Here is an 18,329-nt window from a genome sequence, read left to right as displayed (position 1 = left end):
CGGCCGCTGCGGGCGGACACCCCCCACCCCGTCCCCTGCGCGCCGTAAGCGTCTGCACGAGCGTCCACATGTCCGACTCAGGGGCGCGGGGAACTGCGCGACCGGCCACGACGGACCCGCAGCCGCCCTACGACATTCCGTGGCAGGCGGTGCGGCGTGGCGCAGGTGACTGCATCTCCCCAGGGGCGCGGGGAACTGCGCGACCGGCCACGACGGACCCGCAGCCGCCCTACGACATTCCGTGGCAGGCGGTGCGGCGAACGGTCCGTCGTGGCGCAGGTGACTGCATCTCCCCAGGGGCGCGGGGAACTGCGCGACCGGCCACGACGGACCCGCAGCCGCCCTACGACATTCCGTGGCAGGCGGTGCGGCGAGCGGTCCTTCGTGGCGCAGCTGACTGCAACTCCCCAGGGGCGCGGGGAACTGCGCGACCGGCCACGACGGACCCGCAGCCGCCCCGCGACCTCACGCCGTGGCCGCTGGTGGGGTCAGCTGGCGGGCCAGCCACGTGGGGACGCCGCCCAGCAACCGGTACAACCGCCGCGCCTCCTCGCGCAGTCGGGACGCCTCCGGTTCCACCTCCGCGTCCGCAAGAGAGGCCAGTGCCGGAGCCGTGCCCACCAGGTAGCCCAACTCCTCCCGGATCCGCAGCGATTCGGCGAAGCCGTGCCGTGCCTCGGCCAACTCCCCTTCCCGCAGCGCCAGTCCGGCGAGGTGCCGCCATGTGAAGGACAGCAGCAGGGCGTCGGACTGGGCCGTGGCGCCCGCGTGGGCGCGGCGGTAGGCCGCCCGGGCCGCCTGCGGGGCGTGCGTCAGGTTCTCCGCCAGCAGGCCCCGGCGGAAGTCCAGCAGGGCCCGCCCCTCCGCCCCCGGAGGGATCAGCGCCGCGGCGCGGCCCAGGGCCGCCCTCGCCTCGTCCGACCGGTCCCGGACCCCGTGCAGCGTCGAGGCGTACGCAAGTTGCCCTCGTTCACAAGCGGCCGCCCCCCGCTCCTCGTCGCTGTGGGCCAGCGCCTCGGCGGTGCGCAGCGCGTCCTCCGCCTCGGGCCAGCCCTGCTCCGTGTACAGGCAGCGTTCCACCAGCAGTGCCGCTCGTTGCAGGGCCGCCTGCGCGGTGACCGGTTGTAGCAGGGCGGCCGCGTCGGCCCAGCAGGCTCGTGAACGCAGCCGCCATACCGCGGTCTGGAGTGGATCGTCACCGGCGGTCGTTCCGTTACCAGACATGGCGGTATGCGCCACGTTGCCCTCCCCGAGCGCGCCGTCGAGCTTTGAGTGGTGGCGGCATCTCAGCACGAAACGACGGGCCCGGCCAAGGGGGTGGGTGAAGGAATTCACAAAGTCGTGGGAGTCCGGGCGCCCACAGGTTTCAGCTCATCCGCAGCGCCAGGAAGAAATCCAGCTTGTCCTCGAGGCGCGACAGGTCCCGGCCCGTCAACTGCTCGATCCGCCCGACGCGGTAGCGCAGCGTGTTGACGTGCAGGTGGAGACGGGTCGCGCAGCGGGTCCAGGAGCCGTCGCAGTCCAGGAAGGCCTCCAGGGTCGGGATCAGCTCGGCCCGGTGGCGGCGGTCGTAGTCGCGGAGCGGGTCGAGGAGCCGGGCCGTGAAGGCGCGGCGCACGTCGTCGGGCACGAACGGCAGCAGCAGCACGTGCGAGGCCAGCTCCTGGTGGCCGGCCGCGCAGACCCGGCCAGCCCGGGCCGCCGCCACCCTGCGGGCGTGGCGGGCCTCCTCCAGAGCGCCTCTGAGGCCCTCCGCAGAGTGCACCGACGCGCTGACGCCCAGGGTGACCCGGCCGTCGTCGCCCAGGCCCGCGGACAGGGGATCCCGGACCGATTCCAGGAGGGCGTCCGCCAGGATGCCGGACTCCGAGCCGTCGTGCTCGGCCGAGACCGCGGGGAGCGGGACCAAGGCGATCGCCTCGTCACCCGTGTGGGCCACCGCGATGCGGTCGGAGGGCTCGGGGCCGGTGGCCGCCGGGTCCACCAGGATCTCCTCCAGGAGGGCCTGCGCCATCGGGCCGCCCTCCAGCTCGCCGCCCTCCCACTCCACCCTCGCCACTACGACCTGCCAGTGCGGGGCCGCTCCCAGACCCGGCAGGAGCACCGGGGCGGCGACCCGCAGGCGGGCGGCGATCTCGGCCGGTGCCGCCCCCGTCTGGACCAGCTCCAGGACCTCCTGGGCCAGCCGGCGGCGGACCGTGCGGGCCGCGTCTCTGCGGTCCCGCTCGACCGAGATGAGCTGGGTGACGCCCTGGAGCAGGTCCAGCCGTTCCTCCGGCCAGTCCCCGGCGTCCGCCTCCACCGCCAGCAGCCAGTCGGACAGGACGGTCTCGCGCACGTCCCGGGAGGCCTGGGGGGAGCGGCCGCTGCTGCGGACCGGGAAGAGGGAGTACGCCGACGGGCCGAGCGTGACCCGGTGCGGGCCCCGGCGGCCGGTGCGGGCCGCCGCCAGGTGTTCGGCCGCGAGCTTCGCGCAGGTGTCCGCGGGCAGGCCGGGGCCCGCCACCTTCGGGCCCGCGATCAGGCGGCCGGTCGGGGAGAGGACCCAGGCGCGCAGGTCCAGGTCGGAGCCCAGGAGGTCGAGGACCACGTCCGGGCCGCCGCCCGCCGGGCCCGACGTCATCATGCGGCGGTGGCGGTCCACCACGGCCGCCAGGTCGCCCGCGCGCTCCCCGGACACCTGCCGTACGACGTGCTCGGTGATCGTCGCGAAGGCCACCGACTCGTGCACCGCGAACAGCGGGAGGCGGTGCCGGGCGCAGGCGACGACCAGGTCCTCCGGGACGGCGCCCAGCTCCGCCTCGCCGGCCGCCAGCGCCACCACGCCGGCCTGCACGAGGAGTCGTACGAACGGCTCCGAGTCGGCCGCGTCCCGGCGCCAGGCGAGGCCCGTCAGGACCAGTTCCCCGCCCGAGAGGTAGCGGCTGGGGTCGCGCAGGTCGGTGGTCATCACACCGCGCACGGTGCGGTCCAGTTCGTCCTCGCCGCCGAGCAGCCGCAGGCCCAGCGCGTCGGTGTCCAGCAGTGCGCGCAGCCGCATTCTCGTCGCCGCCGTTCTTTGTCTCGAAATCTACGATGGAGGAGGGGGCCGGTGGAGTGAGGAACGGCCGCTGCCGCCTCCGGGGCTGTGTCCCAGGTCACGTGGGCTGTGTCGCACGTTTCCGCAGGAAAACATAGAGGTTACTGAGGACCTCCGTTCATACGAATCTACAAGATGACGGTCCCGACCAGCCAACTCCTTCATGGTTTCCGTGACTGACCCCGTCGGAGTACGCCGCTGTGTACTGACTCCACTCCACGTGAACAGCACATGAACGAGCCGGGCCCGCCGCACACGATCTGGCTCGATCCGTACGTCCCCCAAGACGAAGAAGAGAGCCGGTCATGGACTTCCTTCGCCCCGCCAGTTGGGAGGAGGCGCTCGCCGCCAAGGCCGAGCACCCCACCGCTGTGCCCATCGCGGGCGGCACCGACGTGATGGTCGAGATCAACTTCGACCATCGGCGGCCCGAGTACCTGCTCGACCTGAACCGCATCGGCGACCTCACCGAATGGGAGGTCGGCGAGGACACGGTGCGGCTCGGCGCCTCGGTGCCGTACACCCACATCATGGAGCACCTGCGCGGTGAGCTCCCGGGCCTGGCCCTCGCCTCGCACACGGTGGCCTCCCCGCAGATCCGCAACCGCGGTGGTGTGGGCGGCAACCTCGGCACCGCCTCCCCGGCCGGAGACGCCCACCCCGCCCTCCTCGCCGCCGGCGCCGAGGTCGAGGTCGAGTCGGTGCGCGGAACGCGTCGCATCCCGATCGACGAGTTCTACACCGGCGTGAAGCGCAACGCGCTGGCCGCCGACGAGCTCATCCGCGCCGTGCACATCAAGAAGGCCGACGGACCCCAGCAGTACTCCAAGGTCGGTACCCGCAACGCCATGGTCATCGCCGTGTGCGCCTTCGGGCTCGCGCTGCACCCCGGGACGCGGACCGTGCGGACGGGGATCGGCTCGGCCGCTCCCACCCCCGTGCGGGCCAAGGCGGCCGAGGACTTCCTGAACGCCGCTCTCGAGGAGGGCGGGTTCTGGGACAACGGCAAGATCATCACCCCTTCGGTCGCCAAGCAGTTCGCGGACCTGTGCGCCGCCTCGTGCAATCCGATCGACGACGTCCGGGGCACGGCGAGCTACCGCCGGCACGCGGTCGGCATCATGGCCCGCCGCACGCTGACCTGGACCTGGGAGTCGTACCGCGGCACCGCCGCCACCACGGAGGGAGCTGCGTAATGCGCGTCAACTTCACTGTCAACGGACGGCCGCAGGAAGCCGACGACGTGTGGGAGGGCGAGTCCCTGCTGTACGTGCTGCGCGAGCGGCTCGGGCTGCCGGGTTCCAAGAACGCCTGCGAACAGGGCGAGTGCGGATCGTGCACCGTGCGGCTGGACGGCGTTCCGGTGTGTTCCTGCCTGGTCGCCGCCGGGCAGGTCGAGGGCCGCGAGGTCGTCACCGTCGAGGGGCTCGCGGACCACGCGAAGCAGCGGTCGTGCGGTTCCTCCTGCGGGACCTCGCTCCAGGACGCCCAGGACTGGTCCGCCAAGGGGCAGGACTCGCAGACCGGCGAGGGCACCGAACTGGCGCCGATCCAGCAGGCGTTCATCGACGCCGGCGCCGTCCAGTGCGGCTTCTGCACCCCGGGGCTGCTGGTCGCCGCCGACGAGATGCTGGAGCGCAACCCCAACCCGAGCGACGCCGACATCCGCGAGGCGCTGTCGGGCAACCTGTGCCGCTGCACCGGCTACGAGAAGATCATGGACGCGGTCCGCCTCGCGGCCGCCCGACAGGGAGAGGCGGTCTGACGTGTCCACTCCCAACGGCACCCCCACCAAGATCACCCAGGGTTCGAAGACCAAGGGCGGCATCGGCGAGTCCACGCTCCGCCCCGACGGCACCCTCAAGGTCACCGGCGAGTTCGCCTACTCGTCCGACATGTGGCACGAGGACATGCTCTGGGGACAGATCCTGCGCTCGACCGTCGCGCACGCCGAGATCGTGTCCATCGACACGAGCGAGGCGCTCGCCCTGCCGGGTGTGTACGCCGTCATGACGTACGACGACCTGCCGACCGACGTGAGGAATTACGGTCTGGAGATCCAGGACACCCCCGTCCTCGCCCACGGCAAGGTCCGGCACCACGGCGAGCCGGTCGCGATCGTCGCCGCCGACCACCCGGAGACCGCCCGCCGGGCGGCCGCGAAGATCAAGGTCGAGTACCGCGAGCTGCCCGTCATCACCGACGAGGCCTCCGCGACCGCCCCCGACGCGATCCTGATCCACGAGAACCGCGACGACCACCACATCGGACACGTCCCGCACCCCAACATCGTGCACCGGCAGCCGATCGTCCGCGGCGACGCCCAACAGGCCGCCGAGCGCGCCGACTTCGTCGTCAAGGGCGAGTACACCTTCGGCATGCAGGACCAGGCCTTCCTCGGCCCCGAGTCGGGTCTCGCCGTGCCGGACGAGGACGGCGGCGTCCACCTCTACATCGCCACCCAGTGGCTGCACTCCGACCTGCGCCAGATCGCCCCCGTCCTCGGGCTGCCCGAGCGCAAGGTGCGCATGACGCTGTCCGGTGTCGGCGGGGCGTTCGGCGGCCGCGAGGACCTGTCGATGCAGATCCACGCCTGTCTGCTGGCGCTGCGCACCGGAAAGCCCGTCAAGATCGTCTACAACCGGTTCGAGTCCTTCTTCGGGCACGTCCACCGGCACCCGGCCAAGCTGTACTACGAGCACGGGGCCACCCGCGAGGGCAAGCTGACCCACGTGAAGTGCCGGATCGTGCTGGACGGCGGCGCGTACGCCTCCGCCTCACCTGCCGTGGTCGGCAACGCCTCCTCGCTGTCGATCGGCCCGTACGTCGTCGACGACGTGGACATCGAGGCCATCGCGCTCTACACCAACAACCCGCCGTGCGGCGCGATGCGCGGCTTCGGCGCGGTCCAGGCGTGCTTCGCCTACGAGGCCCAGATGGACAAGCTCGCCGACGCGGTGGGCATGGACCGGGTCGAGTTCCGGCAGCTCAATGCGATGGAGCAGGGCACGATCATGCCGACGGGCCAGCCTGTCGACTCACCGGCCCCGGTCGCCGAACTCCTGCGCCGCGTCAAGGCGATGCCCCTCCCGCCGGAGCAGCAATGGCTCTCGGCGGGGGAGCAGGCCGACGTACGGCAGCTGCCGGGCGGTCTGTCCAACACCACCCACGGCGAAGGCGTCGTGCGCGGGGTCGGCTACGCGGTCGGCATCAAGAACGTCGGCTTCTCCGAGGGCTTCGACGACTACTCGACCGCGCGCGTGCGCATGGAGGTCGTCGGCGGTGAACCCGTCGCCACCGTGCACACCGCGATGGCGGAGGTCGGGCAGGGCGGGGTCACCGTCCACGCCCAGATCGCCCGCATCGAACTCGGTGTCACCCAGGTGACCATCCATCCCGCCGACACCCAGGTGGGCTCGGCCGGTTCGACCTCCGCCTCGCGGCAGACGTACGTCACCGGCGGCGCCGTCAAGAACTCCTGCGAGCTGGTCCGGGAGAAGGTCCTGGAGATCGGGCGCCGCAAGTTCGGCTCCTACCACCCCGCCTGGGCGACCGCCGAACTGCTCCTGGAGGGCGGCAAGGTCGTCACCGACGCCGGCGAGGTCCTCGCGGACCTGGCCGACGTGCTGGAGGGCGAGAGCGTCGAGGTCGAGGCGGAGTGGCGGCACCGGCCCACCGAGGCCTTCGACCTGCGGACCGGGCAGGGCAACGGACACGTCCAGTACTCCTTCGCCGCCCACCGCGCGGTCGTCGAGGTCGACACCGAGCTCGGCCTGGTCAAGGTGATCGAGCTGGCCTGCGCGCAGGACGTCGGCAAGGCGCTGAACCCGCTGTCCGTCATCGGCCAGATCCAGGGCGGCACGACCCAGGGCCTGGGCATCGCGGTGATGGAGGAGATCATCGTCGACCCGAAGACGGCGAAGGTCAGGAACCCCTCCTTCACGGACTACCTGATCCCCACGATCCTCGACACGCCGACCATCCCCGTCGACGTGCTCGAACTCGCCGACGACCACGCGCCGTACGGGCTGCGCGGCATCGGAGAGGCACCCACCCTGTCCTCCACCCCGGCCGTGCTCGCGGCGATCCGCAACGCGACCGGACTGGAGCTCGACAGGACGCCGGTACGCCCGGAACACCTCACGGGCACGGCCTAGCAAGTCCCTCCGGGCGGCACCGGGAACGTCACACCTCGCCGCGCCGCCCGGAGTACCCCGTTCGTTCGTCTCGGGCCGTCCCCCGGGTCGTGCGGCCGCAGCACCTTCCCAAATCCCGCAGCCGCAGAAGCGGTTGACGGGTGCCCCTGTGAACCTTGGGAGTAGGCCCACATGACCCAGCAGTCACTGGAGCCGGCGACCGTCGCCGACGACGCGGGAGAAGGCACCCGCGTCCCGGCCGGCAGGTCCTGGCTCGACCGGTACTTCCACATATCCCGGCGAGGATCCACGGTCGCGCGTGAACTGCGCGGCGGCGTCACCACCTTCATGGCGATGGCGTACATCCTCCTGCTCAACCCCCTGATCCTGTCCGGCAAGGACGTGGCGGGGGACACGCTCGGCCAGAAGGCGCTCATCACCGCGACCGCGTTCGCGGCGGCCCTCACCACGCTGCTCATGGGCTTCTTCGGCAAGGTGCCGCTCGCCCTCGCCGCCGGCCTCTCCGTCTCCGGCGTGCTGTCCTCGCAGGTCGCGCCCGCGATGACCTGGCCGCAGGCCATGGGCATGTGCGTGATGTACGGCGTGGTCATCATGCTGCTGGTCGTCACCGGCCTGCGCGAGATGATCATGAACGCGATCCCGCTGGCCCTCAAGCACGCGATCACCATGGGCATCGGCCTGTTCGTCGCCCTGATCGGCTTCTACAAGGCCGGCTTCGTCCACCAGGGCAAGGCGACCCCGGTCACCCTCGGCCCGACGGGCGAACTCGCGGGATGGCCCGTCCTGTTGTTCGCCGTCACCCTCCTCGCGATCTTCATGCTCCAGGCCCGGGGCATCCCCGGCGCCATCCTGATCGGCATCCTCGGCGGGACCGTCCTCGCCGTCGTCCTCAACGCCGCCGGAGCCGTCGACCCGAAGCAGTGGGCGAGCGGCGCCCCCGAACTGCACGGCAGTGCGGTCTCCATGCCTGACTTCTCGATCTTCGGGAAGGTCGAGTTCGGCGGCTGGGGCGAGGTCGGCGCGATGACGGTCGGCATGATCGTGTTCACACTGGTGCTCGCCGGGTTCTTCGACGCGATGGCCACCATCATCGGCGTCGGCAGCGAGGCGAAACTCGCCGACGCGCAGGGCCGGATGCCGGGCCTGTCGAAGGCGCTGTTCATCGACGGCGCGGGCGGGGCGATCGGCGGAGTGGCCGGCGCCTCCGGGCAGACCGTGTTCGTCGAGTCGGCCACCGGAGTGGGCGAGGGCGCCCGTACCGGCCTGTCCTCCGTCGTCACCGGCCTGTTCTTCGCGGCCTGTCTCTTCTTCACCCCGCTCACGGCGATCGTGCCGGGCGAGGTCGCGGCCGCCGCCCTCGTGGTCATCGGCACCATGATGATGATGAACGCCCGCCATGTCGACTGGGCCGACCGCGCCACCGCGATCCCGGTCTTCCTGACCGTCGTGATCATGCCGTTCACCTACTCGATCACCGCGGGTGTCGCCGCGGGCGTCATCTCCTACGTCGCGATCAAGGTCGCGCAGGGCAAGGCGCGGGAGATCGGCGCCTTCATGTGGGGACTGACGGCGATCTTCCTGGTGTACTACGCCCTCCATCCGATCGAGAGCTGGATGGGCGTGCACTAGCCGCCCGAACGCACCCGTACACAACCGCTGTTGAGGAGACCGAGACATGCTGGACATCGCCGACGAACTGCACCGGTGGGTCGAGCAGGGACGTGACTTCGCCGTGGCCACCGTGGTGGCCGTCGGCGGCAGCGCACCCCGCCTGCCCGGCGCCGCCCTCGCGGTGGACGCCGACGGCACGGCGATCGGCTCGGTCTCCGGCGGCTGCGTGGAGGGCGCGGTGTACGAACTGTGCCGACAGGCCCTGGAGGACGGTGAGCCGGTCCTCGAACGCTTCGGCTACAGCGACGAGGACGCCTTCGCCGTGGGTCTGACCTGCGGCGGGGTCATCGACATCCTCGTCACCCCGGTCCGGGCGGGCGATCCCGTCCGTGCCGTCGTCGCGGCGGCGCTCGAAGCCGCGGCGGGGGGCCGGGCGACGGCGCTGGCGCGGATCGTCTCCGGACCGCGCGAACTCCTCGGCCGCGCACTCGTCGTACGCCCCGAGGACCCTCGCGGACACGGCGGCTCCGGCGCCCGTCCCGAACTGGACCGCACCGTCGCCGCCGAGGCCGGCGCCTTCCTGGACGCGGGCCGCACCGGCACCCTGGAGATCGGTGAGCAGGGCTCGCGCTGCGGCGCCCCGCTCACCGTGCTCGTCGAGTCCTCCGTGCCACCGCCCCGGATGATCGTCTTCGGCGCGATCGACTTCGCGTCGGCGCTGGTGCGGATCGGGAAGTTCCTCGGCTACCGGGTCACCGTGTGCGACGCGCGTCCCGTCTTCGCGACCGAGGCGCGCTTCCCGGAGGCCGACGAGATCATCGTCGAGTGGCCGCACCGGTACCTGGAGCGCACCGAGGTCGACGCCCGGACCGTCCTGTGCGTCCTCACCCACGACGCCAAGTTCGACGTCCCCCTGCTGCGCCTGGCCCTCAGGCTCCCGGTCGCCTACGTGGGCGCCATGGGCTCCCGCCGCACCCACCTCGACCGCAACGAACGCCTCCGCGAAGTCGGCGTGACCGAACTGGAGCTGGCGCGGCTGCGGTCACCCATCGGCCTGGACCTGGGCGCCCGTACGCCCGAGGAGACGGCCCTGTCCATCGCCGCGGAGATCGTTGCGGCCCGGCGGGGCGGCAGCGGGGTCTCCCTCACCGGCGCGCACACGCCGATCCATCACGACGCGACGTCGGTACCGGCCCGGCGGATCGGGTCGGTGGCCTGAGCGGACACCCGGGGCTGGTCCGGCCACGCGAAGGCGTACCCCGCATCGCCGCCCCGGCTCAGCCGGACGAACCGCAGCAGTTCACGCACGATGCCCGCGCTGCCCTGCGCCCAGTCGGTGCGGGGCGCGAGCTCGCTCGGGGTGGCCCGGTGCTCGACGTTGGACCAGCGGGCACCCTCGCCGTCCCGGAGCGCGCGGGCGGTGAGGTCGGCGACGAGGGTCCGCGCGAAGTCGTACGCCTGCTGCCCCGCGGTCCGTTCGGCGATCCGGTCGCAGGCCAGGGCGAGGACGCCGGCGGTGCCGCAGCAGCGGCCGTTGTTGTCCCAGAACCCGGGGCGCAGCCGTTGGGGGAGCCCGGAGCGGGTGACCGTGTGCCAGCAGCGGTCGGCGAGGGCGGCCCAGGCGGGGTCGCCGTGGGTGTCGCGCAGCAGCCGGAAGATCTGGGCGTCGCCGGTGGGGCCGTGGCACCAGCCGTAGCTGACCGGCTCGATCAGGTCGGGGAGGTACTGCGGGGTGGAGTGCCGCACCAGGAAGCCGTCCGGGCCGCCCTCGTCGCGGGCCACGACGTCCGCGACCCCCGCCAGCGCCAGGTCGACCAGGTCGGCGCGGCCGCTCGCGTGGCCGTTCCGGGCGAGGGCGAAGGCGATGCCCAGCGTGCCGTGGGACATGTGGTGCATGCGGGTGTCCGGGCCCGGGCGGAACGGCCAGGTGACGCCCCAGGGAGTCTTCTCCGCCGTGCGCAGATAGGGCTCCACCGCGAGCACGGCGAATCCGGGGTCGCCGACCTTCAGAGCGGCCAGGCCGATCCCGCCGTTGCCGCCCATCAGCTCGAACAGCTCGCCCCAGCGCTCCCCGTCGAAGTGCGCCCGCACCAGATCCATCGCCCGTTCGGCCGCCCTGGCGCAGGCGCTGTCGTCCAGTTCGTCGCCCAGGGTGTGCAGGACCAGGGCCATGCCGGACCGGCCGAAGTACAGCGAGTCGTCCTCGTGGCCGTCGACGGCGGCGGCCACACCGCGGCCCGCGCGCAGGGCCAGGTCGGCGTAGTAGTCGTCGTCGAAGTGCCGCCACGCCTCCAGGAGCACGGCGACGATCCCGGCCGTGCCGCTGTACAGGGTCGGGTCGGTCTCCTCCCGTGAGGGCGCGCCGGGCCAGGCCAGTGCCCCGTCCGCCGTCGACCGTGCGGCCGACAGCAGCCACCGCAGCCCGTCCGCCGCGAGCTCCTCGACCTCGTCCACCTGTACCGTCGTACCCTCAACCGCCGTCATGGGGGCCACTGTTGCACGCGCTTCAGGTCCCCCGCAGCAGCCGGTTGAGCGTCCGTCCGAACACCGTCCGGGCCGCCGCACCCAACAAGGCCCTGGGGAGCAGGGCCACCCGCAGCTCCTCGCGCCAGACCACGCGCGCCCGGCCGCCCGGGCCCGGGTGCACCTCCAGTTCGGCCCAGCCCCGCACCACCCGGCCGCGCTTCTCCAGGCGGCACAGTCCGGAGACGCCCTCCGCCGGTGGACGCCAGACGGTGACCTCCATGGGGTCGTCGAAGCCGAGCGGGCCCCACCCCGAACGGGCGACGACGAGCGTGCCCTCGGCCGTCGGCCCCGGCGGCTCGGCGCTGACGCGCGTCAGGGGGACGGAGTCGCCGTGGCGGGGCCACTCCGTGAGGCGGCGCCAGGCCTCGTCCTGGGAGAGCGGGGCCGTACGTTCGAGGAGGAAGGTGACCACGAGCCGATCTTAGGGAATCCGGCCTGCTCAGCGGGGATCTCACAGGTGTCTCACATGCTCGGCGCGGCCCGACGGGGCGCACCCGCCCACATGGACCGGCCGCACCCGGTTACCCGCCGAGGGGAAGAAGTGCACGCGAGAGCCGGGAGGTGGCCGCATGACGCGCGTGCGAACGGTGCTGTTCGACCGTGACAGCATCCTCGCCGAGGACCCGTTCGACCCCGGCCGGCTGCGTCCCGCGCCGGGCGCCCTGGAGGCGCTCGGCATGCTGCGTCTGCACGACGTCCGCACCGGGTTCGTCGCCCTGCAGCCGGACATCCGGCACGGCGGAGCCGACGACGCCGACGTACGGGCCGTCAACCGCCGCGTCGACGAACTGCTCGGCCCCTTCGACATCTGGGGAGTGTGCCCGCACGGGCCCGACGACGGCTGCCACTGCCGACCGCCGGAACCGGGCCTGATCCTCTGGGCGGCGGGCCGGGTGTGCACCGCGGCCACCGACTGCGCGGTCGTCGGCACCGCCGCGGACGCCGAGGCCGCGTCCCGGGTCGGCGCCCACGGCATCCTCGTACCGGACCGGCGGACCCGGCCGGAGGAGACGGCACGCGCCGGTCATGTGGCGCCGGACGTCCTGACGGCCGTACGCGCGCTGCTCGCGGGGCCGCCGCAGGGGCGGGTCCTGGTCGACGAACGGCCCATCGAGTCGGCCTTCGGGGACGGCGAGGCGTGAGGCTCAGGGTTCCGTCCAGCGGCACAGCAGACGGAACACCGCGTACAGGGCCAGGGGCCACACGGCCGCGAAGGCCCAGATCACCGCGGGCCGTGCGGTGACTATGCCCGTCACCATGAGCGAGACGGAGGCCGCGAGCAGCAGGCCCACGGTCAGGACGTGCGGCCGGTAGTGCACCACCCGGGACAGGTCGGGCCGCCGGCGCAGCCGTCCGGTCCGCAGCCGGCGCTCCAGTCGGCGGTCGCGGCGCAGGGCGCGCCCCACCTCGTCCAGTATGCGCTGTCCGTGATCGGGGAGTCGCCCTGTCGTCACTGTCGCTCCTCGGATCCGGAGGGTCCCTCTCTAGTGCCCGGAGAAGGACCCGCGACACCGTCCCGGCGGGTCACTGGGCGTAGAAGGTCGCGTCCCCCTTGTCGGTCGCCGTGCTCGGGGTCTCCACGTACAGCAGGTAGTCGTAGTGCCGGAGATAGCGGCCCGCGTAGTTGGAGGACTCGTACGAGACTCCCGCCGCGTCGGCGAGTCCGGCCCGCTGGAAGAAGCTGGCGTCGGAGGCGAACGCCGTCGTCCCGTCGTTCTTCTCCAGCCACACCTCGAAGTTCCTGTGCCGCAGGTAGTAGCCGGGGAAGCCGGCCGCCTCCAGGGAGACCGTCCCGGTTCCGGTCAGGCCCGTGACGACCCGGAACTGCGAGTCGGCGAGCGGCGAGACGTTCGCCTCGATCCGCGCGCGGTACTCCCAGTGCCGCACGAAGCGGTCCGCGAAGTTGTACGACGAGAAGCGCTTCGGGGTGACGCCGTCGGCGACCGGGATGCCGAAGTCGGGGCTGCCGTCGGCCTTCCAGTAGACCTTCTGCAGGCGGGTACGGCGGTTGGGGTCGTTCAGCGGGTCGCCGCTGATGTCCCTGTAACTGCGGTCGTGGTAGACGAGGACGTCCGACTTCCCGTCCTCGGAGACGGTGAAGGAGTTGTGGCCCGGACCGTACTGCGAGGTGGCGGCGCTGGACTGGAACACCGGGCGCTGACTCTTCGTCCAGGACGCCGGGTTCGTCAGATCGGCCGTCGCGGACGCGCTCAGCATGCCCAGGCAGTGATTGGCGTCGGTGGCGGACGCCGAGTACGTCATGAACACCTTGCCGCCGTGCTGGATCAGCGCCGGACCCTCGTTGACCTTGTACCCGGCCGTCTCCCAGGACAGCGTCGGCTGGGACAGCTCGGCCGGAGTCCCCTGGATCGTCCAGGGGTTGGACATCCTCGCGAGGAACAGGCTGGTGTTGTTGTTCTCCGACGGGTTGCGCTGCGCCCACGCCAGATAGCGCACGCCGTTCACGACGAAGGTCGTCGCGTCCAGCGAGAAGCTCTCCCACGTGGTCCTGATCTGGCCCTTCTCGGTCCAGGTGGCGGTCAGCGGGTTGGCGCCGGTGCCTTCGAGGACGTACATGCGGATCGCCCACACGTCACTCGTGGAGCCGGCGGCGAAGTACACGTACCACTTGCCGTCGATGTAGTGGATCTCCGGCGCCCAGATGTGCGCCCCCATGACCCCGCTGGAGTGCCTGGTCCAGATCGTGGTCTCGGCGGCCGTCGACAGCCCCTGGATCGTGGTCGCCCGGCGCAGCACGATCCGGTCGTACTCGGGGACGGTGGCGGTGAAGTAGTAGTGGCCGTCGGTGTGCTTGAAGATGTGCGGGTCGGCGCGCTTCTCGGCGATCGGGTTGGTGTAGGTGACGGCAGGGGAGTCGGGCACGGCGGCGTGCGCGGTGGCGCCGGGGCCGGCCAAGGTGGCGGCCAGACCGATGAACACGGCCACGAGCAGCCGGACTACGGTGCGTCTCAAGGGAGTTCTCCGTCCGCGGTGGAGCAGTCGGCGATCGACCGGCGCCCCTTGGATGCCGACTGTCCGTCATATCGTCCGTGATATCGAACGAGGTTCGTAACTTCGGTCAGAAGATAGGGGTGCGTCATGCCCTCGTCAACGCTTTCGACAGCCGACCCGGGGGCGGTCCCGTGCCGGAGGCCACGGTGCCCGCGCCGGGTGGCACGGGCACCGTGACGGCACGCGAGGTGTCAGTCCTCGCCGAGGAGCTTCTTCATCTCGCTGATCTCGGCGTTCTGCGTGGTGACGATGTCACCGGACATGGCCTTGGCAGCCGGGTACTCACCCTTCGCCTTCTCGGTCGTGGCCATCTCGACGGCGCCCTCGTGGTGCTCGACCTTCATGGTCAGGAACATGGAGTCGAAGTCCTTGCCGGACGCCTTCGCCAGCTTCTCCATGTCGGCGCTGTCCATCATCCCGGCCATGCCGGAGTGCGCCGAGTGGTCCATGCCGGGCATCGCCTCGGGGACCTGCTCGCCCCACGACTTCAGCCAGCCGGACATGGTCGTGATCTCCGGGCCCTGCGCCTTCTCGATCCGGGCGGCGAGGTCCTTGACCTCGGTGGAGGAGGCCCGGCCGTCGGCCAGTCCGGCCATCTCCACGGCCTGCTGGTGGTGCGGGATCATGCCCTGGGCGAAGGCGACGTCCTGGGCGTTGTGGGCACCGGCCGAGGACTCGGCCGACGTCCCGGCGGACACCGAGGGGGACGGGGCGGACGACTCACCGGCCTCGCTGTCGCCGCCGCACGCCGTGAGGGTGAGGGCGGCGCTCACGGCGACCCCCGCGAGACAGGCACGGCGGATCAGGGAACAGGTGGTGCGCATGCTGGAACTCCAGTGCTGTGAAAAATGCTGTGAAAAGGGATCTGGACGTGGCGAAGCACGTCGTGTCTAGATCCGCAGGAGCTGGAGTTCCGCGAGGGAGGGCGGCGCGCGGGCGCCTTCCCGGGTCCCCGCCGTCTGGCACGACAGGTCGACGGTGCCGGGGGAGTCTCCCGACGGGTCAGGCATGAGCGCGGGCAGCACGGGCCCACCGCTCACCGCCCCCGACGCACAGGTCGCGTCGGCGTGGTGCAGGTGGCCCGATCCGCAGCCGTCGTGGCAGACCGTGTCGGCGACGGCGGCGCCCGCCGTCATGTGCGCCGACCGGTCCTCGTGCCGGCCCGTACCGCCGGCGGGGGCCAGGGCGTGCATACCCAGCACGCCGATGAGCAGCCCGAGCAGAAGCAGCGCCCGCCACAGGGGCGGACGCGCGGTGGGCTGCTCGGAGCGGGTCATCGGGCTCATCCTAAGGGCGGGCTGTGCCGCGGCCGCGTATTCAGGGGAACCCGGGCGGTCCCGAGGCGGGTGCGGTACGGCCGCGCGACGCCGTGGCCGACGCGCCGTCGGGTGCTCCGGTGTGCCGGTCTCGTCCCGCCTGCTCCTCCGTTGCCAGAACTGGTCGTCGACGGCCCGTGCGCCCGGCGTCCGGCGGTCCGCCGGGGTGGGCTTGCGGGCGATGAGACCACGTTTCTCCGGCCAGGGAATGTGCGCGGGGTGTTCGGTGGCCCGTCTGCCGTCTGCCGTCTGCCGTCCGTCGGGTGTGTGCGGGGGCGAGCCGCGTGCCCGTCGTCCGCTGAAGTCGTGTGCGCAGGTGCCTCCAGTGGCTCACCGTCTTCCGGGGTGAGCGTGCTGGGGGTTCCGGCGGTTCGGCGTCCGCTGCGGGGAGTGCGGTGGTGCGCCAGCTGTGGGGGCGTGCGCGCGGGGGTTCCGGCGGTTCGGCGTGCGCAGCGGGTGTGTTTGCGGGGAGGGGTGGTGCGCCAGTCGTGGGAGCGTGCGCGCAGGGGAGTTTGACGGTTCGCTATCCACCGCAGATGTGCGTGCGGGGGTCTGACGGGCCACCGTCCACCGGGGACATGCGCGAGGTGAGTTGCACGGGTCACCGCCCACCGGGGGCATGCGCGCGGGCGGCCTGACGGGGCGCCGTGCGCCCGGGACGTGCGCCGGAGGGCGGGCCCGAAAAGGGGCCGCCCCGCGCGTGTCTGCGGCGTACGTTCTCCGGGAGTCCGTCGAGGGGCGGCGGGCCGGGAAGGACCGTGTGGACACCGACAGCCGAGCCAAGGCACAGCGCTTCGCCGATCTGCACCGGGAGGGCTGCTTCCTGCTCCCCAACGCGTGGGACGTGGGCAGCGCCCGGATCCTGGAGGCGGCCGGGTTCCCGGCCGTGGCGACCACGAGCGCGGGCGTCGCGTTCTCCCTCGGACGTCCCGACCACGACTTCTTCGCCGAACAGCCGCCCGAGGACCGCGTCGACCGGGACACCATGCTGGGCCGGGTCCGCCAGATCGCGGGCGGGATCTCCGTACCGCTGAGCGCGGACCTGGAGGAGGGGTACGGCGAGTCGCCCGAGACCGTCGCCGCCACCGTCGCGGAGGCCCTCGCCGCCGGGGCCGCGGGCGGCAACATCGAGGACTTCACCGGCGACCGCACCCGCCCCCTCCACGACCCAGGGCTGTCCGCCGACCGGGTCCGCGCCGCGCGCGAGACCCTGGCGGCCGAGGGCGAGCCCTTCGTCCTGGTCGGCCGCACCGACGCCCTCCTGGTCGGCGGCACGCTCGACGAGGCGGTACGGCGGGCCAACGCCTACCTGGAGGCCGGGGCCGACTGCGCGTTCGTACCCGGCGCCGCCGACGCGGACACCCTCGGCACCCTGGTCCGCGAGCTCGACGGCCCGCTCAACGTGGTCATGGGCCTGACCGGCAACGCCCTCTCCCTCGACGATCTGCGCGAACTCGGTGTCCGGCGGGTCACGGTCGGCGGCAGCATCGCCCGTGCCATGTACCGCCATCTGCTGGACGCGGCGCGGGAGCTGGCCGACCTGGGCACCTTCTCCTATGCCGCGGACCAGCTCTCCCAGACGGAACTCAACGACCTGTTCCGGCGGGACTAGACGACGCCACCACACAGCTCGGCGCCTCGGGCGCGTCCTCGGCGTGCCGCGTCAGCGCGCAGACCGTGCGCAGGGCGACCTTCCAACCGCCGTCCTGGAGTACGGCCGCCCCGGGGCCGCCGGTGTCCAGTCGGCGGCCCTCGCGCGTGAGGTCGTAGGCCACCTCGGCGCGCACGTCCGAGGTGTACGTCACGGAGGTCACCTCGGCGCGCAGCCGGCCGCCGCTCGGGTCGCGGAAGAGGTTGTCGATCATCAGGGCGTTCTCGTCGCCGTCCTCGACCACGTCACTGCGCTGGTCGAGGGAGGACTTCGGGTCGAAGAGGACGGTCCACGCCGCCCGGATGTCCTCCCCGGCCCGCTCCGGGTCCGAGGGCGCGGTCGCGGGCGGTGTCGGGGAGGCGGAGAGCGAGGGGGAGCTGCCGGGCGTGGTCGGGCCCGGCGAGCCGGTGGCGGAGGGCCGGCCCGTGCGGGAGGCCCCCTCGTCACCGCCGTCGCCGTCGTCGCAGGCCCCCGTGAGGACGAGGGCGGCGACAGTCAGGGCTACCGCCCAGGCCCCGTGCCGTGCAGGGGAGTTCGCGCAGGTCATGGCACTCCATCTCCGGGTACGCCGTGTGGCTGGCCTACCCGGAGGCGACGGATTCATCCAGGACACGCCGGAAATCCCTGGGACGGGGGCGCGCGAGACCCCTGAGGGCGGGATGTGCCGCGGACTCCCCAGGACAGGACGCGTCACGGAACCTGCCGTCCGATCCGTGGGATGCGTCCGATCCGTGGGGGGATGCGTCGGATCCGTCGGGCCCGTGCGATCCCCCTACCCCTCGGTCCCGCCCCGCCGCCGTACCGCGAAGGCCACGGCGGCCGCGGCCACCAGGACTCCCGCGCCGATGCCGGTCCAGGCGGCCGCCGACAGCCCGCCGTCGTCGTCCTTCGCGGTGTCGTCCTCTGCGGTGTCGGCGGCCTGCGGGGACGTGGACGAGGAGGCGCCGGTGGCCGGGGTCGGGTCCACTGGGGCGGGG

Annotated in this window: 16 protein-coding genes and 1 pseudogene; 7 read left to right on the top strand and 10 right to left on the bottom strand. The window is 72.4% G+C overall.

All coding sequences use genetic code 11. The features are described 5' to 3' along the window. Nucleotides 1-465 precede the first annotated feature (465 nt). The gene (locus tag AOJ26_RS24395; RefSeq protein WP_053850493.1) at nucleotides 466-1,239 is read right to left on the bottom strand and encodes a hypothetical protein; all 774 of its coding nucleotides are present in this window, start codon (nucleotides 1,237-1,239) and stop codon (nucleotides 466-468) included. 127 nt (nucleotides 1,240-1,366) lie between these two features. Beyond that, entirely contained in the window at nucleotides 1,367-3,040 is a 1,674-nt protein-coding gene (locus AOJ26_RS24390; RefSeq protein ID WP_053850492.1) for a PucR family transcriptional regulator, read from the bottom strand. 344 nt (nucleotides 3,041-3,384) lie between these two features. Between AOJ26_RS24390 and AOJ26_RS24385 the strand changes: the two genes are divergently transcribed. The 5 genes from AOJ26_RS24385 to AOJ26_RS24365 all read left to right on the top strand — a co-directional run bounded on the left by AOJ26_RS24385 (nucleotide 3,385) and on the right by AOJ26_RS24365 (nucleotide 10,066). Beyond that, nucleotides 3,385-4,275: an FAD binding domain-containing protein gene (locus AOJ26_RS24385; protein ID WP_053850491.1), complete on the top strand. Its 891-nt coding sequence runs from the start codon at nucleotides 3,385-3,387 to the stop codon at nucleotides 4,273-4,275. After that, nucleotides 4,275-4,844: a (2Fe-2S)-binding protein gene (locus AOJ26_RS24380; protein ID WP_053850490.1), complete on the top strand. Its 570-nt coding sequence runs from the start codon at nucleotides 4,275-4,277 to the stop codon at nucleotides 4,842-4,844. Before AOJ26_RS24385 ends, AOJ26_RS24380 begins: the two co-directional genes overlap by 1 nt. A gap of 1 nt (nucleotide 4,845) precedes the next feature. Continuing rightward, complete coding sequence (locus AOJ26_RS24375) at nucleotides 4,846-7,236, top strand: xanthine dehydrogenase family protein molybdopterin-binding subunit (RefSeq protein WP_053850489.1); 2,391 nt, start codon at nucleotides 4,846-4,848, stop codon at nucleotides 7,234-7,236. 171 nt (nucleotides 7,237-7,407) lie between these two features. After that, on the top strand, nucleotides 7,408-8,865 hold the full coding sequence (locus tag AOJ26_RS24370) for an NCS2 family permease (RefSeq protein WP_053850488.1): 1,458 nt from the start codon (nucleotides 7,408-7,410) through the stop codon (nucleotides 8,863-8,865). Nucleotides 8,866-8,911: 46 nt separating this feature from the next. After that, the gene (locus tag AOJ26_RS24365) at nucleotides 8,912-10,066 is read left to right on the top strand and encodes an XdhC family protein (protein WP_053850487.1); all 1,155 of its coding nucleotides are present in this window, start codon (nucleotides 8,912-8,914) and stop codon (nucleotides 10,064-10,066) included. On the opposite strand, the gene AOJ26_RS24360 is transcribed toward AOJ26_RS24365, so the two are convergent. Together AOJ26_RS24360 and AOJ26_RS24355 are read right to left on the bottom strand one after the other, a co-directional pair. Next, a complete protein-coding gene (locus AOJ26_RS24360) occupies nucleotides 10,018-11,331 on the bottom strand; it encodes a lanthionine synthetase LanC family protein (RefSeq protein ID WP_053850486.1) in 1,314 nt (437 codons plus the stop codon). The genes AOJ26_RS24365 and AOJ26_RS24360 overlap by 49 nt on opposite strands. 22 nt (nucleotides 11,332-11,353) lie before the next feature. Then, nucleotides 11,354-11,785: a hypothetical protein gene (locus AOJ26_RS24355; protein WP_053850485.1), complete on the bottom strand. Its 432-nt coding sequence runs from the start codon at nucleotides 11,783-11,785 to the stop codon at nucleotides 11,354-11,356. A gap of 157 nt (nucleotides 11,786-11,942) precedes the next feature. Between AOJ26_RS24355 and AOJ26_RS24350 the strand changes: the two genes are divergently transcribed. Then, nucleotides 11,943-12,515, top strand: a complete 573-nt coding sequence (locus AOJ26_RS24350; protein WP_053850484.1) for an HAD-IIIA family hydrolase — start codon at nucleotides 11,943-11,945, stop codon at nucleotides 12,513-12,515. A 3-nt stretch (nucleotides 12,516-12,518) separates the two neighbouring features. Here AOJ26_RS24350 and AOJ26_RS24345 read toward each other — a convergent pair whose 3' ends face one another. The 4 genes from AOJ26_RS24345 to AOJ26_RS24330 all read right to left on the bottom strand — a co-directional run bounded on the left by AOJ26_RS24345 (nucleotide 12,519) and on the right by AOJ26_RS24330 (nucleotide 15,662). After that, the gene (locus AOJ26_RS24345) at nucleotides 12,519-12,827 is read right to left on the bottom strand and encodes a DUF3040 domain-containing protein (RefSeq protein WP_053850483.1); all 309 of its coding nucleotides are present in this window, start codon (nucleotides 12,825-12,827) and stop codon (nucleotides 12,519-12,521) included. 70 nt (nucleotides 12,828-12,897) lie between these two features. Further along, complete coding sequence (locus tag AOJ26_RS24340; RefSeq protein WP_078960014.1) at nucleotides 12,898-14,346, bottom strand: family 43 glycosylhydrolase; 1,449 nt, start codon at nucleotides 14,344-14,346, stop codon at nucleotides 12,898-12,900. Nucleotides 14,347-14,576: 230 nt separating this feature from the next. Then, nucleotides 14,577-15,209, bottom strand: coding sequence for a DUF305 domain-containing protein (locus AOJ26_RS24335; protein WP_053850482.1), 633 nt, complete (start codon nucleotides 15,207-15,209; stop codon nucleotides 14,577-14,579). 66 nt (nucleotides 15,210-15,275) lie between these two features. Further along, entirely contained in the window at nucleotides 15,276-15,662 is a 387-nt protein-coding gene (locus tag AOJ26_RS24330) for a DUF6153 family protein (RefSeq protein ID WP_053850481.1), read from the bottom strand. Nucleotides 15,663-16,401: 739 nt separating this feature from the next. Here AOJ26_RS24330 and AOJ26_RS24325 point away from each other — a divergent pair. Beyond that, nucleotides 16,402-17,313, top strand: a complete 912-nt coding sequence (locus AOJ26_RS24325) for an isocitrate lyase/PEP mutase family protein (protein WP_234358660.1) — start codon at nucleotides 16,402-16,404, stop codon at nucleotides 17,311-17,313. Here AOJ26_RS24325 and AOJ26_RS24320 read toward each other — a convergent pair. Both AOJ26_RS24320 and AOJ26_RS24315 read right to left on the bottom strand, forming a co-directional pair. Next, complete coding sequence (locus AOJ26_RS24320) at nucleotides 17,288-17,899, bottom strand: hypothetical protein (protein ID WP_053850479.1); 612 nt, start codon at nucleotides 17,897-17,899, stop codon at nucleotides 17,288-17,290. The two genes, AOJ26_RS24325 and AOJ26_RS24320, sit on opposite strands and share 26 nt — an antisense overlap. Before the next feature lie 225 nt (nucleotides 17,900-18,124). After that, nucleotides 18,125-18,329: pseudogene (locus tag AOJ26_RS24315) on the bottom strand (hypothetical protein); the annotation flags it as partial.

Origin of the sequence: Streptomyces sp. NRRL B-24085 (assembly GCF_001282115.1) — a bacterium.
GTDB lineage: Bacteria > Actinomycetota > Actinomycetes > Streptomycetales > Streptomycetaceae > Streptomyces.
The sequence above is the reverse complement of the archived record's forward strand: the minus strand, read 5'-3'. Positions and strand labels throughout refer to the sequence as shown.